This is a genomic window from Mesorhizobium sp. 131-2-1, assembly GCF_016756535.1.
In the GTDB taxonomy this organism is placed as follows: domain Bacteria; phylum Pseudomonadota; class Alphaproteobacteria; order Rhizobiales; family Rhizobiaceae; genus Mesorhizobium.
This window is the reverse complement of sequence record NZ_AP023247.1, coordinates 3,580,307-3,603,274: the sequence shown is the minus strand read 5'-3', so window position 1 is coordinate 3,603,274 and position 22,968 is coordinate 3,580,307. Positions and strand designations below refer to the sequence as shown.

Sequence of the window (22,968 nt, the reverse complement as noted above, 5' to 3'; positions counted from 1 at the left end):
ATCTACTGGGTGTTGATGCGCATCTCGACGCGGCGGTTGACCGGATCGTAGGGATTGGCCACCCGCGGATGGGTTGCGCCAAGGCCAACCGGCGTGACGCGCGATGGCTCGATGCCGTTCGACAACAGGAATGCGGTCACCGACTCGGCGCGGCGTTCCGAAAGTCCCTTGTTGTAGGTCGGCGAGCCTGAGGCATCGGTATAGCCTTCGACGACGAAGTTCTGGCCCTTCAGGCGGTTGTCCTTCAGCGCCTTGGCAAATTCGCCGAGCTTGGCTTGCGCGTCCGGCATGAGTTCGGCGGAATCGAGATTGAAATTGACCAGCATATCCAGGCCGGTCGGCGCCGGCGCGTCCGCCTTGCCGCCACATTCGTCCTCGGCGCCGACGCATATTCCGCGCGACTGGCCGAGGTCGGCTGTCCTGGCGAAGAACTTGATGATGTCTTCCGAGGATTGGACCGGGCCGGCAAGCGAGACCGAAGGCATCAGGGCCGCCGCCAGGACGAAGATCGAGATGGTTGCGCGCATGACTGCCTCCAGTATCGCCGCTACGGATCGCAGAAGACTTGTCTCCCGCTGGTGGTCCGGACGATGTGACGCATCTCACATCCAGGGAGAAATATGTGCGCCGCGGTGGCGGAATATCGTTCCGTGGTCGGCCTTTGATCGCTGACGCCCGACGACGGCAAGGTGGACCCGGAACCACATGCCTGGCCTGAGGTCTGGTTGATTTCTCAGACAAAATATGTTGCTTGTCGCGCCCATGAAAAAGCTCTGCCTGATGGTTCTGGCGTCCCTGACGCTGGTCTGGCCGGCCAAGGCGATGGACAATGCGCTGCGCGCCGGCCTCCTGAAACTCGATCCCCAGACCCGGCTCGAACAGCGCTGCGATGCCGAAGTGCTCGATCGGATCACCCACGACGACCACAAATACAAGGCCGACCGGGTGGTCGCTTACGCCTTTGCCACGCCGGAGATGAGCGCCGACGCCATCAGAAGCCCGGGCGCCGCCTTTCGCAGCAAGGGGCAATGGTATCGGCTGAAGTTCAAGTGCCAGACCGCGCCGGACCACATGCAGATCCTGCAGCTGCGTTACCGGATCGGCGACGAGATCCCGGAAACCGATTGGGCGAAGTACAATCTCTACGACTAGGGCCACAAGGCACTTGCGCCGGCCTCTCGGCGACCTGACCGCGACCTGATCAAACGCCTGTCGAAAGAAGTCGGCTTGCCGAGCTTGTTCCGGCCGGTCACTTGACGTGCATGAACCATACACGTTAGGGCGTCTGGATATTCGACGACCGACACTCGGCGAACAGCAAAGGGCTTCCAGCCGATGGACATTTTCAGCGCCGCAAGCCTGACCGCCCTTCTCCAGGTCATTGCCATCGATCTCGTGCTGGCCGGCGACAATGCCATCGTCATCGGCCTGGCGGCCGCCGGCCTGCCCGCCGAACAGCGCAAGAGGGCGATCCTCATCGGCGTGCTGGCGGCGACCGTGCTGCGCATCCTGTTTGCCGCGATCACCGTCAAGCTGCTTGCGATCGTCGGCCTGCTGCTCGCCGGCGGTATCCTGCTGCTCTGGGTGTGCTGGAAGATGTATCGCGAGTTGCGCACCTCGCACGCCGACGAACAGGAGGCGACCGAAGCGCTGGCCAATGCCGACCTCGACGGCGACAAGACGATAGCGGTCGGCAAGCCGCGCAAGACGCTCGGCCAGGCGGCATTGCAGATCGTCGTCGCCGACGTGTCGATGTCGCTGGACAACGTTCTGGCGGTTGCCGGTGCGGCACGCGATCATTTCTGGGTGCTGGTCATCGGCCTCGTGCTGTCGATCGGCCTGATGGGCCTTGCCGCGAGCTTCATCGCCAGGCTCCTGCACCGCTATCGCTGGATTGCCTATGTCGGCCTGGCGATCATCCTCTATGTGGCAGTCGACATGGTCTATCGCGGCGCCGCTGAAGTGTGGCCGCATGTCAATGCCGCGGTGAGCTGACGCGCAGGCGATTGGCGCCGGCGGCAGGCAGAACAACGACGGTTGCGTTTCGCCGCAGCCGTTGCCCATACCAATGCCGCAATTAGTGTGGTATTGCGCCGCCGATCCCGAAAAGCCCGGAAAAGCTTATGTCTGCCCCTCGCGTCAGTTTCGTCAGTCTTGGATGCCCGAAGGCGCTCGTCGATTCCGAGCGCATCATCACGCGGCTGCGCGCGGAAGGCTACGAGATCGCGCGCAAGCATGACGGCGCCGATCTTGTCGTGGTCAACACCTGCGGCTTCCTCGATTCCGCGCGCGACGAGTCGCTCAACGCGATCGGTTCGGCGCTGTCCGAGAATGGCCGGGTCATCGTCACCGGCTGCCTTGGCGCCGAACCCGAGGTAATCCGCGAGAAGCATCCCAACGTGCTGGCGATCACCGGGCCGCAAGCCTATGAGAGCGTCATGGCGGCGGTGCATGAGGCGGCCCCGCCCAGCCACGATCCCTATATCGACCTTCTGCCGCCGCAAGGCGTGAAGCTCACGCCGCGCCACTACGCCTATCTGAAGATATCCGAAGGCTGCAACAACCGTTGCACCTTCTGCATCATCCCGGCGCTGCGCGGCGACCTCGTCTCACGCCCGGCGGCCGACGTTTTGCGCGAGGCCGAAAAGCTGGCCAAGGCCGGCGTCAAGGAATTGCTCGTCATCTCGCAGGACACCAGCGCCTACGGCATCGACATCAAGTACCAGACGTCCATGTTCGGCGACCGCGAGGTCAAGGCAAAATTCCTCGACCTCGCCGAAGAGCTCGGCAAGCTTGGCATCTGGGTGCGCATGCACTATGTCTACCCCTACCCGCATGTCGCCGACGTGATCCCGCTGATGGCTGAGGGCAAGATCCTTCCCTATCTCGACATCCCGTTCCAGCATGCCTCGCCGCAGGTGCTGAAGAACATGCGCCGGCCGGCGCATGGCGAAAAGACGCTGGAGCGCATCCGCGGCTGGCGCGAGACGTGCCCCGACCTCGCCATCCGGTCCACCTTCATCGTCGGCTTCCCGGGTGAGACCGACCAGGATTTCGAGATGCTGCTCGATTGGCTGGACGAAGCAAAAATCGATCGCGCCGGCTGCTTCAAATACGAGCCGGTCAAGGGTGCGCGATCCAACGATCTCGGCCTCGAGCAGGTGCCGCAGGAGATCAAGGAGGCGCGCTGGCACCGTTTCATGCAGCGCCAGCAGAAGATCTCGGCCGCGCAGCTCGCCAGGAAGGTCGGCAAGCGCCTGCCGGTGCTGATCGACGAGGCGCACGGCACGTCGGCCAAGGGCCGCACCAAATATGACGCGCCGGAGATCGACGGCTCGGTCCACATCCAGTCACGCCGCCCGCTGCGCCAAGGCGATATCGTCACCGTCAAGGTCGACCGCGCCGACGCCTATGATCTCTACGGCTCGGCGGTCTGACGTCGCCGGCTCGCCACATTTACTACGCTTCGCGATAGTTCCGGCCTCTTAACCCGCTCGGCCGCGATCGGCTTTATGGTTTCCGGATCGTAAACGCCGGAGTTCGGATGGACGGCACGCCCACGCGGCAGGATCACATCGCGACGCTGGACCTGCTGAGGCTGGCGGCGGCGCTTGCTGTCGTCTTCTTCCACTACTTCTTCCGCGGCGCCACTGCCGGCGACCTTGTTGCTGGCGGCTACCCGGGTGTCGCGCCGATCGCCATATATGGCTATCTCGGGGTCAACCTGTTCTTTCTTATCAGCGGCTTCGTCGTTGCCTGGTCGGCGGAAAACCGCGACTGGGAGCAGTTCGCGATCGCGCGTCTCGCCCGCCTCTATCCCGGCTTCGCGCTTTGCACGACCATCAGCTTCGCGGTCGTCACCGCTTTCGGCGCGCGGCTGTTTTCGACCTCCTTTGCCCAGTATGCCGCGAACCTCTCCATGGTGGCGCCGGTCTTCGGCCAGCCTTTCATGGACGGCGTCTATTGGTCGATCGTCCTGGAGCTGATCTTCTACGGCTGGGTGACGCTCGCCATGGCGACCGGCATCTTCCGCGGCAGGAAGCAGGAGCTGATCTTCATCTGGCTGGCGATCTCGGCGCTGAACGAATTCTTCATCGGCAGCCGCGCGGTCAGGCTTCTGTTCATCACCGAGTTCGGCCCTTTCTTCGCCACCGGCCTGCTGGTCCACCATCTTCATGCGCATGGCCGCTCAAGGCCGGCTTTGCTGCTTCTGGTGGCCGCGTTCCTGATGTCCAGTTGCACCCTTTCCGTGACCCAGCAGTGGATGCAGGAGGCCTATAGCGCTACCGTCCCGACGGCCAATCTGGTGGCCGCCAATGCCGTCATGCATGCGGCGTTGATCGGCGCGGTGCTGTTGCGCGATCGTGTCCGCCCATCAGTGATAACCCTGGCGTTCGGGGGACTGACTTACCCGCTCTACCTCCTGCACCAGAACATCGGCTATCTCGTCATCAATGCCGCCACACCGCTGGCCGGCAAATGGGTGGCCGCCTTTGGCTGTGTCGGGTTGATGCTCTTTGTCTCCTGGGCGATCTGGCGCTATTTCGAACGGCCGGCGCAGCGCATGCTCAGGATCCGACTTGGGCGGGCGGTTGAGGTTGGGCGATTGAGGTTGCGTCGCACCATCGCGCAGCCGGCCGAATGAAAAAGGGCGCCAAGCGGCGCCCTTTTTGTCTTGTTTTCCAGCCGTTTACTGCGGCAGCTTGTCGTCGACGCCCTTGACGTAGAAATTCATGCCGAGCAGCGTGCCGTCGTCGGCGACTTCACCGTCCTTCAGCCACGGCGAGCCGTCCTGCTTGGCGATCGGCCCGGTGAAGGGGTTCCAGCCATCGGCGATCTTCTTGGCGGTCGCCTCTGCCATCGCCTTGACGTCGTCGGGCATGTTGGTGAACGGCGCGAGCTTGACCGCTCCGTCCTTGATGCCGAGCCAGACATTGTCTGGCTTCCAGGTGCCGTCGATAGCGGCCTGGACGCGGCTGATGTAGTATGGGCCCCATTCGTCGGTGAGGGAGGTCAAGGCCGCATTCGGCGCGAACTTGATCATGTCGGAGGACTGGCCGAAGCCGTGCAGCTTGCGCTCCTCCGCCACCTGCAGCGCGGCGGTGGAATCGGTGTGCTGGACGACGATGTCGGCGCCCTGGTCGAACAGCGCCTTGGCGGCGTCGGCTTCCTTGCCCGGGTCGAACCACGAGTTCACCCAGACGATCTTGGCCTTGAAGTTCGGGTTGATCGACTGCGCGCCGAGCATGAAGGAATTGATGCCCATCACCACTTCGGGGATCGGGAAGGAGACGATGTAGCCGGCGACGCCGGCCTTCGATTCCTTGGCGGCGATCTGGCCGAGCACATAGCGGCCTTCATAGAAGCGCGCGTTGTAGATGCCGAGATTGTCGCCGGTCTTGTAGCCGGTCGCGTGCTCGAACATCACCTTCGGGAATTTCTTGGCCACTTTCACTTCGGCGTCCATGAAGCCGAAGGAGGTGCCGAAGATCAGCTTGCAGCCTTCACGCGCCAGACGCTCGAAAGCGCGGTCGGCGTCGGGGCCTTCCGAGACGTTTTCGAGATAGGCGGTCTCGACCTTGTCGCCGAGCGCCTTCTCCACCTCGAGGCGGCCTTGGTCGTGCTGGTAGGAATAGCCGAAGTCGCCGATCGGACCCGTATAGACCCAGCACGCCTTCAGCTTGTCGGCGGCTTCGGCCGTTGCCGCGAGCGAAATGGCCGCAGTCGTGGTCATCAGGGCAATAAGCAGTTTTTTCATCGTGTTACCTCTCTGAGTTAAGCCTTGGAGCTTCCCGTCTTTTTGTTGTTGTCAACGATCCGGAACGAATGGCTGCCCCAACGAAGCCGGCGTGTTCATCATCGTCAGACGCTTGTTGCGCGAGATTAGAACGAGAACCACGATGGTTGCCAGATAGGGCAGTGAAGAAAGCATCTGCGAAGGTATCGGAATGCCAAAAGCCTGTGCATGAAGCTGGCCGATCCACACCGCGCCGAAGATATAGGCGCCAGCCAGCACCCGCCACGGCCGCCATGAGGCGAACACCACCAGCGCCAGCGCGATCCAGCCGCGCCCGGCGCTCATGTTCTCCACCCATTGCGGCGTGTAGACCAGCGACAGGTGTCCGCCGGCGAGACCGGCGCAGGCGCCGCCGAAGATCACCGCCAGGTAGCGGTAGCGGATGACGTGGATGCCCAGCGCATGCGCCGAAGAGTGGCTGTCGCCGATCGAGCGCAGCGTCAGTCCCGTGCGGGTCTTGAACAGGAACCACATGACTGCGGCGGTCAGCGCGATCGAGATGTAGAAGACCGGGTCCTGGCCGAAGATAAGTTTGCCGACGACCGGGATCGAGCTCAGGCCGGGGATGTCGAGATTGGGCAGGCGCTGGCCGGGCTGGCCGACGAAGCTCGTTCCCATCATGCCGGAGAGACCGAGGCCAAGCAGCGTCAATGACAGGCCGGTCGCCACCTGGTTGGTGGCGAGCGACAGCGTCATGACGGCAAACAACAGCGAGAACAGCGCTCCCACCGCAACCGCGGCGAGCAGGCCGATCCAGGGCGAGCCGGTGAGATAGCCGGCGCCGAAGCCGCCGACGGCGCCCATGATCATCATGCCCTCGACGCCGAGATTGAGCACGCCCGAGCGCTCGACCACCAGTTCGCCTATTGCCGCGATGAGCAGCGGCGTCGCCGCCGTGGCGATGGTCAAAAGGATGTTGACGGTGATGTCCATCAGCGTGCCTCCTCCAGCTTGGGCGCGGCCTCGAGTTTTGGCGCGGCAAAGCCGATCAGACGAATGCGGTAGTGGATGAGCGTGTCGCAGCCGAGCACGAAGAACAGAAGCATGCCCTGGAAGACGCGCGCCACCTTGTCGGAGATACCGAGCGCGCTCTGCACGGCCTCGCCGCCGAGATAGGTCAGCGCCAGAACCAGGCCCGCGGCGATGATGCCGAGCGGATTGAGCCGGCCAAGGAAGGCGACGATGATGGCGGTGAAGCCATAGCCGGGCGAGATCACGGGCTGCAGCTGGTTGATCGCGCCGGAGACTTCCGAGATCCCGGCGAGGCCGGCGAGCGCCCCCGACAGGAGGAAGGTGAAGAACACCATGCGGCTGAAGCCGAAGCCGGCGAAGCGCCCTGCCCTCGGGCTCGATCCCAGCACGCGGACCTCGAAGCCTTTCAGCATGCGGCTCATCAGCAGCCAGATCAGCACCGCGGCGACCAGCGCGAAGACGAAGCCCCAATTGGCGCGCCCGGCGTCAGGCATCAGCTCGGGCAGGATTGCGGAGTCGCCGAACTGGATGGTCTGCGGGAAGCCATGGCCCTGCGGATCGCGCCAGGGGCCGCGCACCAGCCAGTCGAGGAAGAGCTGCGCGACATAGACCAGCATCAGGCTGGTCAGGATCTCGTTGGTGCTGAAGCGCGTCTTCAACAGCGCCGGGATGGCGGCATAGGCGGCACCGCCGAACATGCCGAGGATGAGCATCAGCGGCAGCACGAGCGGCCCCTCGAAGCCGGGGAACAGCACCGGGATGATCGAGCCGAAAATGGCGCCGAAGATGAGCTGCCCTTCGGCGCCGATGTTCCAGATATTGGCCCTGTAGCAGACCGACAGGCCGACCGCGATCAGGATCAGTGGCGCCGCCTTGATCGCCAGCTCGTGCAACTGCCAGACCTGGCTGATCGGCTCGATGAAATAGATCTTGAACGCATTGAGCGGATTGACGCCGAGCAGCGCGAACATGATGGCGCCGGCGATCATCGTCAGCGCGAAGGCGATGAAGGGCGACAGCACCGAAAACAGCGCCGAGCGCTGCGGGCGTTTGACGAGTTCGAGGCGCATCATGCCGTCTCCAGCGTGTGTTCGGCGTGGCCGGGCTCGGCGCCGCCCATCAAGAGGCCGATCTTCTCGAAGGTCGCTTCGGCGATCGGCAGCGGTTTCGACAATTCGCCATTATGCATCACCGCGATCGCATCCGAGATCTCGAACAGCTCATCGAGGTCCTGGCTGATGACCAGCACCGCAGAGCCGCTGCGCGCCAGTTCGATCAGCGCCTGGCGGATGTGCGCCGCGGCGCCGGCATCGACGCCCCAGGTCGGCTGGTTGACCACCATGACGCTCGGCTTGCGGTCGAGCTCGCGGCCGACGATGAATTTCTGCAGGTTGCCGCCGGACAGTGCCGCGGCTTCCGGATCGGGCGCGCTCTTGCGCACGTCCATGACCTCGATGATGCGCTGGGACGCGGCATAGATGGCCGCGCTCTTGACCATTCCGCCGGAGCTGACGAAGGCCTTGCCGTCAGTGGCATGGCGCGACAACAGCAGGTTTTCCGAGAGCTTCATGCGCGGCGCGGCGCCATGGCCCAGCCGCTCCTCCGGCACGAAGGCCGCACCCATCAGCCGCCTGCCGGTGATGGTGAGGCCGCCAGCGTCCTTGCCGCGGATGCGCACCGAGCCGGCCTCCGGCTGCAGCACCTCGCCGGAGACGGATTCGAAGAATTCGCCCTGGCCGTTGCCGGCGACGCCGGCGATGCCGATCACCTCGCCGGCGCGCACCGCGAGGTTGATGTTTTTGAGCGGGATCGAGAAGGGCGTGGCCGGCTTGCGGATCAGCGCGCGGATCTCGAGCAGCGCCGGTGCCGTCTCGATGCCTTCGGCCGGCGCGCGCACCACCGCCTTCACCTCGTTGCCGACCATCATGCGGGCGAGCGAGGCGGCGGTCTCCTGGCGGGGATTGCAATGACCGACCACCTTGCCGTGGCGCAGCACCGTGGCGCGGTCGCAGATGCGTTTGACCTCTTCCAGCCGGTGCGAAATGTAGAGGATCGACTTGCCTTCCGAGCGCAGCCTCTCCAGAGTCTCGAACAGCTTATCGGCTTCCTGCGGCGTCAGAACCGATGTCGGCTCGTCGAGGATGATCAGTTGCGGCGTCTGCAGCAGGCAGCGGATGATCTCGATGCGCTGGCGTTCGCCGACAGAGAGGTCGCCGACCAGCGATTCAGGATCGAGCGGCAGGCCGTAGCTGTAGGAGAGCGCCCTCGCCTTTGCGGCGATGCTGCTGATCGGCGACCCGTCATCCAGCGACAACGCGATGTTCTCCGCCGCCGTCAGCGCCTCGAACAGCGAGAAATGCTGGAACACCATGCCGATGCCGAGCTTCTTGGCGGCACCGGGATTGGTGATCCGGACGGGTTGGCCGTCCCAGAAGATCTCGCCCGAATTCGGCTCCAGCGAACCGAACAGCATCTTGACCAGCGTCGACTTGCCGGCGCCGTTCTCGCCGAGCAGGGCGTGGATCTCGCCCTTCGCGATGTTGAGGTCGATATGGTTGCACGCCGTCAACGTGCCGAAGATCTTGGTCAGCCCACGAACTTCAAGCAGGTTCGCGCTGTCGTGATTTGCACTCACAGTGCCTCCCATCTGGTTTGCCAGATATGTTCTGTGTTCCCGAAAGCATGGTATGCGCTGCCGGCTGTTGTCGGAAAGCGGCACGCGACTTGAAAGAGCTTCAAGAATTTCAGCGGAAACTCAAGCGGTAAAAAAGTACCCCGCAAAACCGGTCAAAGTGGTTGGCCGGCTTTGCGAACAATCAATGCTTTGCCGCTGCGGCAGGCCGCCAAGAACGACGGCATCAGGGGATGAGAACGGTGGTGCCCGTCGTGCGCCTTCCTTCGAGATCGGAGTGTGCCTTGCCGGCGTCCTTCAGCTGGTAGCGCTGGTTGATCTTGATCTCGACAGCACCGCTCTGCACGACATCGAACAGGGCCTCGGCTGACGCCACGAGGTCCTCGCGCCTGGCGTTGTAGACGAACAGGGTCGGCCTTGTGGCGTATAGCGAGCCCTTCTGCGCCAGCAGCGACATGGAGAAGGGCGGGATCGGCCCGGAGGACTGGCCGAAGCTGACGAACATGCCGAGCGGCTTCAGGCAGTCGAGCGAGGCGGGAAACGTATCGTTGCCGACGGAATCGTAGACGACATCGCACTTCCTGCCGCCGGTTATGGCGGCGACGCCGGCGACGAAATCCTGCTCCTTGTAGTTGATGACATGGTCGAAGCCATGCGCCTTGGCGAGCTCGACCTTGTCCGCGGAGCTTGCCGTACCGATTACGGTGGCGCCGAGATGCTTGGCCCACTGTCCGAGGATCAGGCCGACACCGCCGGCCGCCGCATGGAACAGGATGGTGTCGCCCGCCTTTACCTTGAAGGTGCGGCGCAAAAGATACTCCGCCGTCATGCCTTTCAGCATCATCCCCGCCGCCTGCTCGTCGCTGATGCCGTCGGGCACCTTCACCACGCGGTCCGCGGCGATGACCCGCTGCTCGGCATAGGCGCCCACATTGACGGCATAGGCGATGCGGTCGCCGGCCTTCAGCCAGTCGACGTCGGCACCGACCGCCAGCACCACGCCGGCCGCCTCGCCGCCGGGGATCAGCGGAAAGCCGCCGGGCGGCGGATAGAGGCCCGAGCGATGGTAGACATCGATGAAGTTGAGTCCGATCGCGGTGTGCCTGATCAGGATCTGCCCGGCCCCGGGCTGGCCCGGATCGGCATCCTCATAGGTCAGGACTTCCGAGCCGCCATGGGCGTGGATGCGGATCGCTTTGGGCATTGGGCAGTCTTTCTTGGGATCAAGCCGTCTTGGGAACCGGCTTTCGCGGGGATCAATCTTTGCCGGCGCCCGGCCTGGCGCCGAGCTTTGGAAAGAATTGCATGATACCGCCGATGCAGGCGAGGTAAAGTCCGGTCACCGTGATGCCGACCTTGGTGAAGACGCTGACCTGTTCGCCCAGCACGCCGATCTGGTCGTAGAAGGCGGCGAGCGCCGCCTGCGCCAGTGCCAGCGCGCCAAAGGCGCACCACAGAAGCGTCATGCCAAGGTTGATCGGCCTCAGCCGCACCACGCGCACCGGATGGATGAAGTTGATCGGCACGAAGGTGAGGATGCCGGCAACCACCACCACGGCGAAGGAAACCCACTGCCCCGGCTCGATGACGAAGAGCGTGAACACCACCATGTTCCAGACGACCGGGAAGCCCTTGAAGAAGTTCTCCTTCGTCTTCATGCCGGTGTCGGCATAGTAGATGGCGCTGGAGACGACGATGATCGCCGCCGACAGGAACGACAGCCTCTCGCCCATGAAGCCGCGCTGGTACAGCGCGAAGGCCGGGATGAGCACGTAGGTCACGTAGTCGATGATGTTGTCGAGGAGCTCGCCCGACCATGTCGGCAGGATCTCCTTGACCTCGAGCTTCCTGGCGATCGGGCCATCGATGCCGTCGACGAACAGCGCCAGCCCCAGCCACCAGAACATCGCCGTCCAGCGCTGCTCGCTCGCCGCCACCAGCGACAGGAAGGCCAGGAACGAGCCCGAAGCCGTCAGAAGATGAACCGAGAACGCGCGCGCCTGCGGCCAGGTGACCTTCTTCTTCGGCCGCGGAATCCGGTCGGCGATTTTCTTGGCGGCTTTCCTGGCCGTTGTGCTCTTGCTCACGGGCCCCGCCAGTCCAGCTTGCAGATTTCGGCCGAGCGACCGGCAAAATTCCAGTTGCGGCCGAAGGCGCGCATCTTGCTCTTGTCGGACTTCGCCACGATGATTTCCGGTGCGATCCAGTATTCGGAGTTGCTGATCACCGTATCCTTCTCGCGGTCCTTGCCGGGGATCGGCGTCACCGCCCCGTCGATGATCTTCGGTATCTGGAAGATACGCGTCTTGTCACGCGTCTCATAGATGATCGGCACCTGTTCGACGCCGAGGAATTTTCCAACCAGGATGGACAGCAGCGAGGTGGTGCCGCCTGCCTTGCCGGTAAAGATTTTTGTGAGCGCCTTTGCTGCGTAGACGGAGGCGCGCTTGTCAATGAACAGACCGGCGCTCCAGTTGCCGCGGCTCATATAGCCGGGGATTTCCATCACCAGGCCGATATTGAGGCCGGAGAGGTCCACGTCGCCGGAATGGCCGGCATCGATGCGGAAACCGGCCCAGGTCTGGCAATAGCCCTCGGTCGGCGGATGGCTGCCGAGCGACAGCACGCAAGGGCAAAAGACCGTGCAATTGCAGGAGAGTACGAGCTCCCCCTTCATTGCCCAGCCTCGATCCACCATCGAATTCTCTCCCCTTACGCCGAAACTAATAGCAGGGCGGCACCCCAGACAAGCAGTATCGCACCAGCGATCCGGCTTGCCATCCTGCCAGTGGTCTGTTTTTCGATGAGGGTGAACAGGCCGATCAACGCCATCCAGAAGATGTTCATCGCGCCCACGGCGAACATCACCAGCATCAGCGCCCAGCAGCAACCGAGGCACCACAGGCCCTGTTCGAGGCCGAGCTGGAAGATGCGTCCGGCTTTAGCGCTCCAGTTTGCGAACAGGATCGCGAACGGGTTCCGGCATTTCGTCAGGCAGGCTTCCTTCAGGCCGCTGAACTGGTAGAGGCCGGCGATCAGCAAGGCCAGTGCTCCGGCTACGCCGACGACCGGATCGAGGACTTGCCCGGACGAGGCGAAGGCGTGGACGCCGAGCGTCAGCGCCGCGAACAGCGCCGAGGCGGCCAGCCATATGCAGAGATAGCCAGCGATCAGGATCAGCGGGTGGACGACCGGCTCGCCCTTGATGCGGGCGGTGTCGGCGATCTCGCAGTAAGTGCGGATCATCGGCGCGGCGGATGGCAGCATCGCCGCCACGGCCATCAGGAACCACATCAGGACAAGTGCCGGCGCCTGGGCCCCGATTGCTCCAGCAAGCGGCGCCGGCGCCAGGCAAAGCGCGAAAAGCCGGTCGAGGAAATCCGGCAGCGGCAGCGGCGGAAGGTATCTCAACATGAAATCGCCGGGGGCCGACGCGCCCGCAACCCGGCCTTCGGCGCCGCGGATCGCCATGACGCCAAGTGTCAGCCAAGCAAGGACGACCGCCGCTCCCACCACAATGGTCACCGCCAGCCGGGGATTGCGCGCGACGCTCGCGGCGGCGCGGCCGGCCAGGTCGAGATGGTGGAAGTCGTGGTCCTGGCCGGTCATGGACCCGAAATGGGCTGAATCGCCGCGTTGATCAAGCCGTGCACTCCGGCCTATACCGCATTGGCGGGCCAGTTGGGCCTGCATCGCGATCTGGAAGCCGGAATTGGACCCTCAGAAGACAGCGCGGATACTGGTCGCCGGCAGCGGGCCGGCCGGGCTGATCGCCGCGCTCGGTTTTGCCGAGGCGGGCTTTCCGGTGACGCTGGCCGGCCCGGAGGCCAACGGCCAGGACGGCCGCACCACGGCGCTGATGAACCCTGCCCTGAAAGTTCTGGAGCGGCTGGGTGTCCTCGCTGAACTCAGATCCAAGGCTGCGCCGCTGAAGGTGATGCGTATCGTCGATGCGACCAGGCGGTTGATCCGCAGCCCGACAGTCACCTTCCGCGCCACGGAAATCGGCGAGGAGCAGTTCGGCCTGAACCTGCCCAACAATGTGCTTGTCCCGGCCCTCGCAAGGGCGGTTGCCGCGCATGCCGGCATCGAATGGCGCAAATCGATGGTGGAGAGCTGGCGGCTCGACGCCACCCATGCCCATGCCGTGCTTGCCGATGGCAGCGAGATTTCCGCCTCGCTTGCGGTCGCCGCCGACGGGCGCCTGTCGCCGGCGCGCGAGGCAGCTGGCATCGCCGCTTCGGTGCGCTCCTATCCGCAGGCGGCGCTGGTGCTGAATTTCAGCCATCGCAACGGCCACGCCTTCACCTCGACAGAGTTCCACACCGAGACCGGCCCGTTCACCCAGGTCCCCCTGCCCGGCAACCGCTCCAGCCTTGTCTGGGTGGTGAGGCCGGAGACGGCGAAGGAACTGGCGGCGCTCGACGACGCCACGCTTTCGCGGCGCGTCGAAGAGCAGATGCAATCGATGCTGGGGCGGGTCACCGTCGAGCCTGGCAGGCAGGTCTATCCGCTGTCGGCCGCCTCGCCCGGGCGCTTCGCGCGGAACCGCGTGGCGCTGGTCGGCGAAGCCGCGCACGTCTTCCCGCCGATCGGCGCGCAAGGCCTCAACCTCGGCATCAGGGATATCGACGATCTGATTGGAATCGCCAGCGAAAGCCGTTCCGATCCAGGGTCGGAGAAGTGCCTTACGGCCTATGATACCAGACGTCGGCCCGACATCCTGGCGCGCAGCAGCGCGGTCAATCTGCTCAACAGGTCGCTGCTCTCCGACATGCTGCCGGCACAGCTGGCACGCAGCGCCGGCCTCGGCGTGCTCGGCAGCTTCGCGCCGCTGCGTGCGTTTTTCATGCGCGAGGGGCTGCGGCCCGGCAGCGGCCTCCAGGCCCTCGCCGGTGGGCTTCGCAAACAGGTCCGGCGCTGAAAAGGTCACGTGCCAGGGATTTTTGCTCCGTCCCGAAACAACCGGACCCGCCGGCTCGTTGCTTGAGCGGATATGGGCGCTTCGGGATTGAATTGACTTGACGGCCGCGCCAAATAGGCACCAACCCAAAAGTCGGGGTCGATTTTTGGCGGCGCGATGTTAGAATTCAAGCTCTTAGGGGCGCTTGCCGTGATGCAGGGCGCTCAGTGGTGAATGCGATGAAAACGGCCAAATTCTCGATCGGACAGGTGGTTCGCCATCGGCTGTTTCCGTTCCGCGGCGTTATTTTTGATGTCGATCCGCAATTCGCCAACACCGAGGAATGGTACGAGGCGATACCGGCCGACGTGCGGCCGCGCAAGGACCAGCCCTTCTACCATCTTCTCGCCGAGAACTCGGAGACGGAATACATCGCTTATGTCTCCGAGCAGAACCTGCTCGAGGACAAGTCGGGCGAGCCGGTCCGGCATCCGCAAATCCGCGAGATGTTCGACAAGCGGCCGGACGGCCGCTACGAGCCGAAACGACAGTCTCGGCACTGAGGTACAAAAAAGCGGGGCATGCCCCGCTTTTTTGTCGACGCCAGGAAGCTCCAGCAGGAGCCCGGGCAATCAGTTGGCGGTCTTCGCCTTGTCCTGCTCTTCCTTGAGCTTCTTGGCGAAGTCCTGGTTGTTCTTGGCCACGAAGTCCTGCAGCTTCTTCTGCCGGTCCTCGATGTCCGACTGCTGCAGCGGCGGGCCGTCATAGGCGCCGCTGAAACCGGTCAGCGCGACCTTGATCGGGTTCGGCTGGTTCTGGAAGTTGACCGAGGTAAGCGTGATCGCCTGGCCCTTCTTGAAGGAAGCGACGAGCTGGTCGGTCAGCGGCACTTCGGCCACGCAGCGGTCGGGGAAGCAGATGACATAGTCGAGCTTCTGCGCCTTGCCGGTGTCGATCTGCAGGCCGATCCCGGGAGGGACCAGACGGCCGGTCGGCACCGTCACCTGGAACACCTTGCGGTTCACCTTGCCCTTCAGCTCGATCAGGCTGATGCCGGTGACGAGTTGGCCATTGCCGGCGGTGACGATGTTCTGGACATTGCAGATGTCGACGTCTTCCTGCTTGGTGCAGGCCTTGAACCAGCCCTGCGGAATCTGCGGTTGCTGCTGCGCGGAGGCAGCCGGAAGCTCAGCGCCCAGAAAGCCGATCACGCCTGCGGCCAGGACCGAAAGGCGGTACGCGTTGCTGTTCAGGCTCTTCATATGGTGTACTTCCTCTCAATGATCCCGGGACCGGCTTCTTCGCGCCGCGTGGTCCAGCTACCTGTTGCCGAAATGAGGCAACAGCATGACTTCGGAGCGCGTGTTACACTGCCAGCGATGGCGAATCCAGCCCGTCGGCTGCAATTCTTGGCGCAGCCTGCCGGCACCGAAGCTCGCCAGAGCTTCGTTCGAATTCCCGCCGCCGCGGCGATTCAATCGCCGCGTGAAATGCTCTAGGGTGCATTCCGAATCATCAAGCCGCCTGGCAAGGAGTCGGTCATGGGCCGCGTTCTCGTTTGGCTGATCGCCGCGACCTCGTTTCTCACCCTTTCGCCTGGACCGGTGCAGTCGGAGCCAAAGCACGCCATCGCCATGCAGGGCGAGCCGGCGCTGCCTGCCGGCTATACGCATTTCAACTACGCCAATCCCGATGCGCCGAAGGGCGGCAGCATCACCTATTGCGTCGTCGGCAGTTTCGACAACCTCAACCCGTTCATCCTCAAAAGCCTGCGCACTACGGCGCGCGGCATGATGGACACGATCTACGGCAATCTCGTCTTCGAGCCGCTGATGCAGCGCAACTATGACGAGCCATTCAGCCTCTACGGCCTGCTTGCCGACAGCGCCGACATGGACGCAGAGCGCAAGAGCATCGAATTCCATCTCGATCCCAGGGCAAAGTGGTCGGACGGCCAGCCGGTGACGCCGGAGGACGTGCTGTTCACCTACGATGTCTTCACCGCCAAGGGCCGCCCGCCCTACAGCGACCGCATGGCCAAGATCGCCAAGCTGGAGAAGACCGGCGACCACAGCGTGCGCTTCACCTTCAACGACAAGGCCGATCGCGAATTTCCGCTGATCATCGCGCTGACGCCGATCATCCCGCAGCACGCCTTCGACAAGGAAACCTTCGACAAGACGACGCTGAAGCCCGTGACCGGCAGCGGCCCCTACACGGTGGCGCAAGTGGTGCCTGGCCAGCGCATCGTGTTCAAGCGCAATCCCGACTATTGGGGCAAGGACGTCCCGGCGAAGCGCGGCTTCGACAATTTCGACCAGATCACCATCGAGTATTTCCTCAACGCCAACGCCAAGACCGAAGCGTTCAAGAAAGGCATTTGCGCCATCGATGACGAAACCGATCCGGTCAAGCGCGAGCGCGATCTTGACTTTCCGGCCTTTCACAAGGGCGACGTGGTCGCTGAGACCTTCGATACCGGCATTCCGCCCGTCGTCACCGGGTTCCTGTTCAACACCAGACTGCAGAAGTTTGCCAACCCCGCCGTCCGGCGCGCACTCGGCATGCTCTATGACTTCGAATGGGCCAACAAGAACCTGTTCGGCGGCAAATATAGCCGCACCATGAGCTATTGGCAGAATTCGGAGCTTTCCGCGCTCGGCCATCCTGCGGACGACAGGGAAAAGGCGCTGCTGGCGCCCTACCCCGGCCGCGTCCCCGCCGATGTCATGGACGGCAGCTGGCGGCCGCCGGTCACCGACGGCTCCGGCCAGGACCGCAGGGTGCTCAAAGCGGCTTTCGAGCTGTTGAAGAGCGAGGGCTATGCGGTCAAGGACGGCGTGATGCTCGACCCGCAGGGCAATCCCTTTGGCTTCGAGATCCTGACCGCCTCGCAGGACGAGGAGCGGCTCGCCGCCATCTACCAGCGCACGCTGGAGAAGATCGGTATCGAGGTGAGCATCCGCAGCCTCGACGGCGACCAGATCCAGTCGCGCAAGCAGCGTTTCGATTTCGAGGTGCTGGTCGGCTCGAGCGGCTTCAACAACTCGCTTTCGCCGGGCATCGAGCAGATCGGCCGCTGGGGCTCTTCCGCCGCCAAGGCCGAAGGATCATTCAATCTTGCCGGCGTCGCCGACCCGGCGGTGGACGCGGCGATCGATGCCATGCTGAGGGCCCGTTCCAAGGAAGACTATGTCGCCGCCGTTCGCGCCCTCGACCGGTTGCTGATCTCAGGCAGTTACATGGTGCCGATGCAATACAACGCCCAGCAATGGATCGCGTACTGGAATTATCTGGAACATCCGCAAAAGACACCCATATTCGGCTATCAACTGCCGACCTGGTGGCGCAAGCCGAACTGACATCTGCACAGGAGAAGACGATGAGCGGTGGAAATTCCCTCACGGTGGATGTTGTGTCCGATGTCGTCTGTCCCTGGTGCTTCATCGGCCAGAAACGGCTCGACAAGGCGATCGCCATGGCTGGCGACATCGAGGCGCAGGTGCGCTGGCGGCCGTTCCAGCTCGACCCGACCATCCCGGCCGGAGGCATGGATCGTCGCGAATACATGATCGCCAAGTTCGGCAGCGAGGAGCGCATCCGCCAGATCCATGCCCGGATCGAACCGCTGGGCGAAGCCGAAGGCATCCACTTCGCCTTCGGCGCCATCAAGGTGGCGGCCAATACACTCGACGCGCACCGTGTCATCCGCTGGGCGGGCGCCGCCGGCGAGGCGGTGCAGAACCGGCTGGTGCGCCGGCTGTTCCAGCTCAATTTCGAGGAAGGCGCCAATTTAGGCGATCACGCCGTGCTGACCGCAGCCGCCCGCGAGGCCGGCATGGACGCCTCCGTGGTCGAGACGCTGCTGCCGACCGATGCCGATGTCGATCAGGTGCGCACCGAGATAGCCACGGCCTCGCGCATGGGCATAACCGGCGTTCCCTGCTTCCTGCTCGAAGGCAAATACGCGGTCATGGGCGCGCAGGACGCCGACACGCTCGCCGACGCCATCCGCCAGGTCGCCGCGGCCAAGGCGCGGGGCGAACTGGAAACGGCGGCCGGTTGAGGCCCTATTTCACCGTCACCTTGGCCTTGCTGACGAAGAAGCCGTGGCCGCTGCCTCCAGCGCAGGTCAGCCCCTTCTTCGACGACTGGCAGGAAAACGGCCCCTTGCTCCAGCTGTTGCCGTAGGCGAGCTTTGCGACATCGCCGCAGCAGCCTTGCTCGCCGGGATTCTTGATCTGCGTCGCGGGTCCCTTCGGCCCCAGGATGACGGTGATATAGCTCGGCTCGACGCGCGAGCAGCTCAGTTCCGGGCCACCATCCTGCGGCTGGTAAGTACTTGTACCGCCCTTCGGCGTGTAGATGCAGCCGATATTGCCTGACGGCGTGTTGAACTCGACCTGCCCCTCGGCATTTGCCGGAATGGTCTGGCTGCCGGCATAGGCCTGAGGCAGCCACACGAGTGCCGCGACCATCGCAGCCGACAATGTCCGTACAAACATCAAAATTCCCTCCGCTCCGGGGCCGGTGCACGCTCGAAAGTGAACGGCCGGCTCGTCAAATACATTTGGCGCGTGCCTGAAAAAGCATTGGCCGATGGATGTATCGAGACGATGCCGTGCGCCCCTCGGCCGTCGCCTTCCCAACGTGCTTCGGCCGCCCTGGGAACATCACGAAAGACGATCCTGAAAGACAAGCGGGGGCAGCTTTTCGACCTCTCCGGTTCGTTCGCGGTAGGAAATTCGGCTGCTTCGCAGGGCTATGCGGGTCACAAAACCGTGTTTTTAGCTTCCCTAAGGGAAGGTCTTTCGGTCACCTCCGCGACTGCTCTAATCATCTGAAATTAAAAGGACTTCCACGCATTGGAGACAGCCGCATCGCCACCAGATCTGTTGCGTATGGGCAACGGCTTGTGCGCCGGTTCACATTCCTCGGGAGAAAATTAATAGAAAATGATCAATTGGTGTTACTATCCGTAACAAAACTAAAAAAGGTTTGGGCGGGATCGTGATTCGGGTCGGCAGACCGAGACGTTCAATATCGGAGAAAAGTTCTAGCGACGCCAGAAGGCAGCCGCCCCTGACCCCGGTGTCATCGATGCGGACCTTCTGGGGACTGATGCGAGCCTACTGGTTCTCGGATCGCTGGAAGGAAGCCTGGACCCTCACCCTCGTCATCGCGCTGCTGACGGCGCTGTCCAGCAAGTCCGGCGTGTGGTTCGCCGAAGCATCAGGTGAGCTGGTCAATTCGATCGCCTTCTTCCACGATGCCGCAAACACCACCCCTCTCCGGACACTGCTGACCAACGCCGGCATCCTCATCCTTATCGTCGTACTCAAGGATGCGGGCTTCACCGGCATACGCAGCCTCGTTTCGGCGACGCTGCACCGCAAATGGCGCGGCTGGCTGGACGGCCGCTTCAACGAAGCGCTCCTTGACCCCAATCACACACATTTCCACGCCCAGCACGGTTCGTCCGATAGCGTGGCTCCCGACAATATCGACCAACGCGTCCAGGAATCGATCAAGGACATGACCGGCGGCGCCATCGGCCTCGCCATGGGCGTGCTCGCCGTCGCCACATCGCTCTACTTTGTCGGCGAGAAGCTGCTGGAGACCTCGGTCGAAGTGAAAGGTCTGGAATTCCTCGGCAGTTACGGCAGCGCGGTCCTGGCTTTCCTGGCGGTCGCCGTCTACGTGCCGCTCAATACCTGGATCGCGGTCAAGCTGGGCAGGCTGCTGGAACGCCTCAATGTCAGGATGCAGCAGTCCGAAGGCAGTTATCGCGGCGAGCTGACCACCTTCCTGCGCCGCAGTTTCCATGTCGCGGCTTCGCAGGGCGAAAATGTGCAGAAGACGATGCACACCCGGCTCTACGCCGACATCGACCGCAATTGGGCGCGGCTGAACATCGTCAACACCGGCTACAATTCGTTCGAGCTGATCTACAATTTCATCGGTGCCCGCATCGTCGCCTATGGGCCGGGCCTTGTGCCCTTCATCCACAACGGCTTCGATCTCAAGGGCTACATTACCGGCTCCGAAATGGTCAACGCGCTGATTGGCCAGTGCTCCTGGTTCATCCATGTGATGCCGGCGATCGCCACGCTGCGGGCCAACAGCCAACGCGTCACCGAGCTCGCCAACGCCATCGAGAACGTCCAGCAGCCACAGGAATTCTACCGCCAGACCGGCCGCTCCGACTTCAGCTACGCTGGCCAGAATCCGGTCTTCGGCCTGACCATCCAGAAGCTGGAGCTGGCGCATCAGGGCGAGGACGCGACACCCTTCCTCAGCGCCGCGAACCTGCGCTTCCGGCGCGGCGAGTGGACCTTCCTCAAGGGTGAGTCCGGTTGCGGCAAGACCTCGCTGATCAAGGCGATCAACGGCCTCTGGCCCTATGGGCGGGGCACCGTCGTTTTCCCGGAAGGCGTCAAGAGCTTCTACGCTGCGCAGGAAGTGAAGCTGCAGCAGGTGTCGCTGAAGCAGCTGGTCTGCCTGCCAGGCTCCGAGCGCGACCACACCGATGCGCAGGTCGCGTCGGCCTTGCACAAGGCGGGCCTTGGCGACTTTATCGAGCACATGGCCGATGAGAGCCGCGACGGGACGAACTGGGACCAGTTGCTGTCGGGCGGCCAGAAGCAGAAGCTGGTGGTTGCCCGTATCGTGCTGCAGCAGCCCGGCCTTCTGTTCCTCGACGAGGCGACCGGCGCGCTCGATCCTGACGGCAAGATCGCCTTCCACCAGGCCATCAAGGACAATTGCCCCGAGGTCACGGTCATCAGCGTCATGCACGAGGCCGTGCCGCCGCGCTCGCTCACGGGCGCCGAGTTCTACCACAGCGTGGTCGCGATCAGCGACGGCGTCGCCACCAAGAAGCCGCTTGCGCCGAGCCTGCCGCGCGAGCTCACCACCATCCTCGTGCAGCCGACAAGGCCGCCCGAGGACAAATGGATACGCTTCTCGCGCCGGCTGAAGCAGAAATAGCCGCGAGCATCCGGTTCGACCTTGCCGCCGGCACCTGCGATCGACGCCGAGCTTTGTGTTGATCACACTCTCGCGATCTTGCTCATAAGCCGCTGTTTTCCCGCGCCCTTCCGATTGACTCGGCCAGAACCGCTCCTATGTTGCGGCGGCTCGCAGAATTCCAACCCGAACCCGCGAGCAGAAAGGTCAACCCGCCATGCCTGGCGACAGTCACAGTCGAACGCAACCGCCGTCCGCCTTGACGTGACCTGACGGCTCACGTCCTGCCGGACGGCAAGGAGTGAGCCATGAATGAATTCGCACCCGTATTGGACGACGAAGCCATCGCCGTCGCCCGTGTGCTTGCCAACGACCACGTCGCCGACGTCGTCGAGGCGCTGAACCACGAACCACGCGAGACAGCCATCGAGCTGCTTTGCGCCGTGCCTTTCGAGCGGCTGGTCGAGATCTTCGACCAGCCGGAGCTCGAAAGCGCCCCGGAGCTCGTCGAAGCCCTGCCTCGCGCCAAGGCGAGCAAGCTCCTGACCGCCATGTCCGTCGACCGTGCGGCCGACATCCTGCGCGAGCTCGACGAGCCTGCCCGCTCCGAACTGCTCGGCGCGCTCGCACCATCGCTGCGCGCGACGCTGCTTTCCATTCTCGGCTATCCCGAGGGCAGTGCCGCCTCCATCATGACGACGGAGTTCGTCAGCGTGCCTTCGGACTGGACCGTCGGCCGCACGCTCGACTACATCCGCAAGGTCGAGCGCACCCGCGAGACCGTCTACGCGATCTACATCGTCGATCCGGAAACGCACCTCCTGGTGCGTTCGACCGGGCTGCGCCGTCTGATCACCGGCGAGCCCGACGATCCGATCCTGTCGGTGGCGCCGGATCGTGCGCCGGTGACGGTCACGCCGCTGACCGATCGTGAAACCTTGGCGCAGACGATCTCCAAATACGACCTGCTCGCCGTGCCGGTGGTCGACCACGGCAAGATCCTCGGTATCGTCACCATCGACGACATCATCGACACGATGGTCGAGGAAACGACCGAGGACGTGCATCGTTTCGGCGGCATGGAGGCGCTCGACGAGCCCTATATGAAGATGGGCTTCCTTGCGATGATCCAAAAGCGCGCCGGCTGGCTCTGCGTGCTGTTCCTCAGCGAGATGCTGACTGCCAACGCTATGCAAAGCTATGAAGGCGAGCTGGAGAAGGCGATCGTGCTGACGCTGTTCATCCCGCTGATCATGAGCTCCGGCGGCAACTCGGGCTCGCAGGCGACCTCGCTGGTCATCCGGGCGCTGGCGCTGCGCGAGATCGGGCTCGGCGACTGGTGGCGGGTGGCGCTGCGCGAGCTGCCGACCGGCCTCGTGCTCGGATCGATCCTCGGCATCGTCGGCGTCTGCCGCATTACGCTCTGGCAGTATTTCGGCTTCTACGACTACGGCCCGCACTGGATGCTGATCGCGGCGACGGTGGGGGCAGCGCTGATCGGCATCGTCACCTTCGGTTCGCTGTCGGGATCGATGCTGCCCTTCGCCCTGAAGCGCATCGGCTTCGATCCGGCGAGCGCCTCTGCGCCGTTCGTTGCCACGCTGGTCGATGTCACCGGCCTGGTGATCTATTTCTCGGTGGCGCTGGTGATCCTGCGCGGCACGCTGCTGTAGGCTTGAACATCCCACCGCCGGC

Annotated in this window: 21 protein-coding genes; 10 read left to right on the top strand and 11 right to left on the bottom strand. The window is 63.6% G+C overall.

Annotation, left to right across the window (positions count from 1 at the left end; all coding sequences use genetic code 11):
• Positions 1-2: 2 nt before the first annotated feature.
• Positions 3-527, bottom strand: coding sequence for an OmpA family protein (locus JG743_RS17400; RefSeq protein ID WP_202292024.1), 525 nt, complete (start codon positions 525-527; stop codon positions 3-5).
• Between the two features lie 217 nt (positions 528-744).
• Here JG743_RS17400 and JG743_RS17395 point away from each other — a divergent pair, with 217 nt between their 5' ends.
• From JG743_RS17395 to JG743_RS17380, 4 genes are all read left to right on the top strand, one after another.
• Positions 745-1,152: a DUF930 domain-containing protein gene (locus JG743_RS17395; protein ID WP_202292022.1), complete on the top strand. Its 408-nt coding sequence runs from the start codon at positions 745-747 to the stop codon at positions 1,150-1,152.
• 183 nt (positions 1,153-1,335) lie between these two features.
• Positions 1,336-1,995: a TerC family protein gene (locus tag JG743_RS17390; RefSeq protein WP_202292012.1), complete on the top strand. Its 660-nt coding sequence runs from the start codon at positions 1,336-1,338 to the stop codon at positions 1,993-1,995.
• A 128-nt stretch (positions 1,996-2,123) separates the two neighbouring features.
• A complete protein-coding gene (gene rimO / locus JG743_RS17385; RefSeq protein WP_202292010.1) occupies positions 2,124-3,437 on the top strand; it encodes a 30S ribosomal protein S12 methylthiotransferase RimO in 1,314 nt (437 codons plus the stop codon).
• Between the two features lie 107 nt (positions 3,438-3,544).
• Positions 3,545-4,645, top strand: a complete 1,101-nt coding sequence (locus JG743_RS17380; protein WP_202292008.1) for an acyltransferase family protein — start codon at positions 3,545-3,547, stop codon at positions 4,643-4,645.
• A gap of 45 nt (positions 4,646-4,690) precedes the next feature.
• On the opposite strand, the gene JG743_RS17375 is transcribed toward JG743_RS17380, so the two are convergent.
• From JG743_RS17375 to JG743_RS17340, 8 genes are all read right to left on the bottom strand, one after another.
• Positions 4,691-5,758 (bottom strand): BMP family ABC transporter substrate-binding protein, encoded by a 1,068-nt coding sequence (locus JG743_RS17375; protein ID WP_202292006.1) that lies wholly within the window; start codon positions 5,756-5,758, stop codon positions 4,691-4,693.
• A gap of 51 nt (positions 5,759-5,809) precedes the next feature.
• Positions 5,810-6,730, bottom strand: coding sequence for an ABC transporter permease (locus JG743_RS17370; protein WP_202292004.1), 921 nt, complete (start codon positions 6,728-6,730; stop codon positions 5,810-5,812).
• Entirely contained in the window at positions 6,730-7,842 is a 1,113-nt protein-coding gene (locus JG743_RS17365) for an ABC transporter permease (protein ID WP_202292002.1), read from the bottom strand. The genes JG743_RS17370 and JG743_RS17365 overlap by 1 nt, the downstream gene beginning before the upstream one ends.
• On the bottom strand, positions 7,839-9,416 hold the full coding sequence (locus JG743_RS17360; protein WP_202292000.1) for an ABC transporter ATP-binding protein: 1,578 nt from the start codon (positions 9,414-9,416) through the stop codon (positions 7,839-7,841). The genes JG743_RS17365 and JG743_RS17360 overlap by 4 nt, the downstream gene beginning before the upstream one ends.
• A 211-nt stretch (positions 9,417-9,627) precedes the next feature.
• Entirely contained in the window at positions 9,628-10,605 is a 978-nt protein-coding gene (locus JG743_RS17355; RefSeq protein ID WP_202291998.1) for a quinone oxidoreductase family protein, read from the bottom strand.
• Between the two features lie 52 nt (positions 10,606-10,657).
• Entirely contained in the window at positions 10,658-11,488 is an 831-nt protein-coding gene (pcsA, locus tag JG743_RS17350) for a phosphatidylcholine synthase (RefSeq protein WP_274608484.1), read from the bottom strand.
• Positions 11,485-12,099, bottom strand: a complete 615-nt coding sequence (locus JG743_RS17345; protein WP_202291996.1) for a DUF1326 domain-containing protein — start codon at positions 12,097-12,099, stop codon at positions 11,485-11,487. The genes pcsA and JG743_RS17345 overlap by 4 nt, the downstream gene beginning before the upstream one ends.
• 14 nt (positions 12,100-12,113) lie before the next feature.
• Positions 12,114-13,010, bottom strand: coding sequence for a DUF2182 domain-containing protein (locus JG743_RS17340; protein WP_202291994.1), 897 nt, complete (start codon positions 13,008-13,010; stop codon positions 12,114-12,116).
• 103 nt (positions 13,011-13,113) lie between these two features.
• Between JG743_RS17340 and JG743_RS17335 the strand changes: the two genes are divergently transcribed.
• Together JG743_RS17335 and hspQ are read left to right on the top strand one after the other, a co-directional pair.
• Entirely contained in the window at positions 13,114-14,325 is a 1,212-nt protein-coding gene (locus tag JG743_RS17335) for a UbiH/UbiF family hydroxylase (protein WP_202291992.1), read from the top strand.
• Between the two features lie 218 nt (positions 14,326-14,543).
• Positions 14,544-14,867, top strand: a complete 324-nt coding sequence (gene hspQ, locus JG743_RS17330) for a heat shock protein HspQ (protein WP_202291990.1) — start codon at positions 14,544-14,546, stop codon at positions 14,865-14,867.
• 69 nt (positions 14,868-14,936) lie between these two features.
• Here the strand turns inward: hspQ and JG743_RS17325 are convergent, their stop codons facing one another.
• Entirely contained in the window at positions 14,937-15,566 is a 630-nt protein-coding gene (locus tag JG743_RS17325) for an invasion associated locus B family protein (RefSeq protein ID WP_202291979.1), read from the bottom strand.
• 279 nt (positions 15,567-15,845) lie between these two features.
• On the opposite strand from JG743_RS17325, the gene JG743_RS17320 reads away from it, so the two are divergent.
• Both JG743_RS17320 and JG743_RS17315 read left to right on the top strand, forming a co-directional pair.
• Positions 15,846-17,666 carry an extracellular solute-binding protein gene (locus JG743_RS17320; protein WP_202291977.1) on the top strand — a complete coding sequence of 607 codons (1,821 nt, stop codon included), beginning with the start codon at positions 15,846-15,848 and terminating at the stop codon, positions 17,664-17,666.
• 20 nt (positions 17,667-17,686) lie between these two features.
• Positions 17,687-18,370 carry a DsbA family oxidoreductase gene (locus JG743_RS17315; RefSeq protein WP_202291975.1) on the top strand — a complete coding sequence of 228 codons (684 nt, stop codon included), beginning with the start codon at positions 17,687-17,689 and terminating at the stop codon, positions 18,368-18,370.
• Between the two features lie 4 nt (positions 18,371-18,374).
• Here the strand turns inward: JG743_RS17315 and JG743_RS17310 are convergent, their stop codons facing one another.
• Positions 18,375-18,809: a hypothetical protein gene (locus JG743_RS17310; protein ID WP_244672812.1), complete on the bottom strand. Its 435-nt coding sequence runs from the start codon at positions 18,807-18,809 to the stop codon at positions 18,375-18,377.
• A 595-nt stretch (positions 18,810-19,404) separates the two neighbouring features.
• Here JG743_RS17310 and JG743_RS17305 point away from each other — a divergent pair.
• Both JG743_RS17305 and mgtE read left to right on the top strand, forming a co-directional pair.
• Positions 19,405-21,294, top strand: a complete 1,890-nt coding sequence (locus tag JG743_RS17305; RefSeq protein WP_202291973.1) for an ABC transporter ATP-binding protein/permease — start codon at positions 19,405-19,407, stop codon at positions 21,292-21,294.
• A gap of 287 nt (positions 21,295-21,581) precedes the next feature.
• A complete protein-coding gene (gene mgtE / locus JG743_RS17300) occupies positions 21,582-22,946 on the top strand; it encodes a magnesium transporter (RefSeq protein ID WP_202291971.1) in 1,365 nt (454 codons plus the stop codon).
• The last annotated feature ends 22 nt before the right edge of the window (positions 22,947-22,968 follow it).

What these genes read in the sequence shown, in the direction of transcription:
- JG743_RS17390 (WP_202292012.1), top strand. Translation starts at nt 1,336, where the DNA reads ATGGACATTTTCAGCGCCGCAAGCCTGACCGCCCTTCTCCAGGTCATT.
- JG743_RS17345 (WP_202291996.1), bottom strand. Translation starts at nt 12,099, where the DNA reads ATGGTGGATCGAGGCTGGGCAATGAAGGGGGAGCTCGTACTCTCCTGC.
- JG743_RS17310 (WP_244672812.1), bottom strand. Translation starts at nt 18,809, where the DNA reads ATGTTTGTACGGACATTGTCGGCTGCGATGGTCGCGGCACTCGTGTGG.
- JG743_RS17305 (WP_202291973.1), top strand. Translation starts at nt 19,405, where the DNA reads ATGCGGACCTTCTGGGGACTGATGCGAGCCTACTGGTTCTCGGATCGC.
- JG743_RS17400 (WP_202292024.1), bottom strand. Translation starts at nt 527, where the DNA reads ATGCGCGCAACCATCTCGATCTTCGTCCTGGCGGCGGCCCTGATGCCT.
- JG743_RS17340 (WP_202291994.1), bottom strand. Translation starts at nt 13,010, where the DNA reads ATGACCGGCCAGGACCACGACTTCCACCATCTCGACCTGGCCGGCCGC.
- JG743_RS17380 (WP_202292008.1), top strand. Translation starts at nt 3,545, where the DNA reads ATGGACGGCACGCCCACGCGGCAGGATCACATCGCGACGCTGGACCTG.
- hspQ (WP_202291990.1), top strand. Translation starts at nt 14,544, where the DNA reads ATGAAAACGGCCAAATTCTCGATCGGACAGGTGGTTCGCCATCGGCTG.
- JG743_RS17355 (WP_202291998.1), bottom strand. Translation starts at nt 10,605, where the DNA reads ATGCCCAAAGCGATCCGCATCCACGCCCATGGCGGCTCGGAAGTCCTG.
- JG743_RS17320 (WP_202291977.1), top strand. Translation starts at nt 15,846, where the DNA reads ATGGGCCGCGTTCTCGTTTGGCTGATCGCCGCGACCTCGTTTCTCACC.
- JG743_RS17395 (WP_202292022.1), top strand. Translation starts at nt 745, where the DNA reads ATGTTGCTTGTCGCGCCCATGAAAAAGCTCTGCCTGATGGTTCTGGCG.
- JG743_RS17325 (WP_202291979.1), bottom strand. Translation starts at nt 15,566, where the DNA reads ATGAAGAGCCTGAACAGCAACGCGTACCGCCTTTCGGTCCTGGCCGCA.
- JG743_RS17365 (WP_202292002.1), bottom strand. Translation starts at nt 7,842, where the DNA reads ATGATGCGCCTCGAACTCGTCAAACGCCCGCAGCGCTCGGCGCTGTTT.
- JG743_RS17360 (WP_202292000.1), bottom strand. Translation starts at nt 9,416, where the DNA reads ATGGGAGGCACTGTGAGTGCAAATCACGACAGCGCGAACCTGCTTGAA.
- mgtE (WP_202291971.1), top strand. Translation starts at nt 21,582, where the DNA reads ATGAATGAATTCGCACCCGTATTGGACGACGAAGCCATCGCCGTCGCC.
- JG743_RS17315 (WP_202291975.1), top strand. Translation starts at nt 17,687, where the DNA reads ATGAGCGGTGGAAATTCCCTCACGGTGGATGTTGTGTCCGATGTCGTC.
- rimO (WP_202292010.1), top strand. Translation starts at nt 2,124, where the DNA reads ATGTCTGCCCCTCGCGTCAGTTTCGTCAGTCTTGGATGCCCGAAGGCG.
- JG743_RS17375 (WP_202292006.1), bottom strand. Translation starts at nt 5,758, where the DNA reads ATGAAAAAACTGCTTATTGCCCTGATGACCACGACTGCGGCCATTTCG.
- JG743_RS17370 (WP_202292004.1), bottom strand. Translation starts at nt 6,730, where the DNA reads ATGGACATCACCGTCAACATCCTTTTGACCATCGCCACGGCGGCGACG.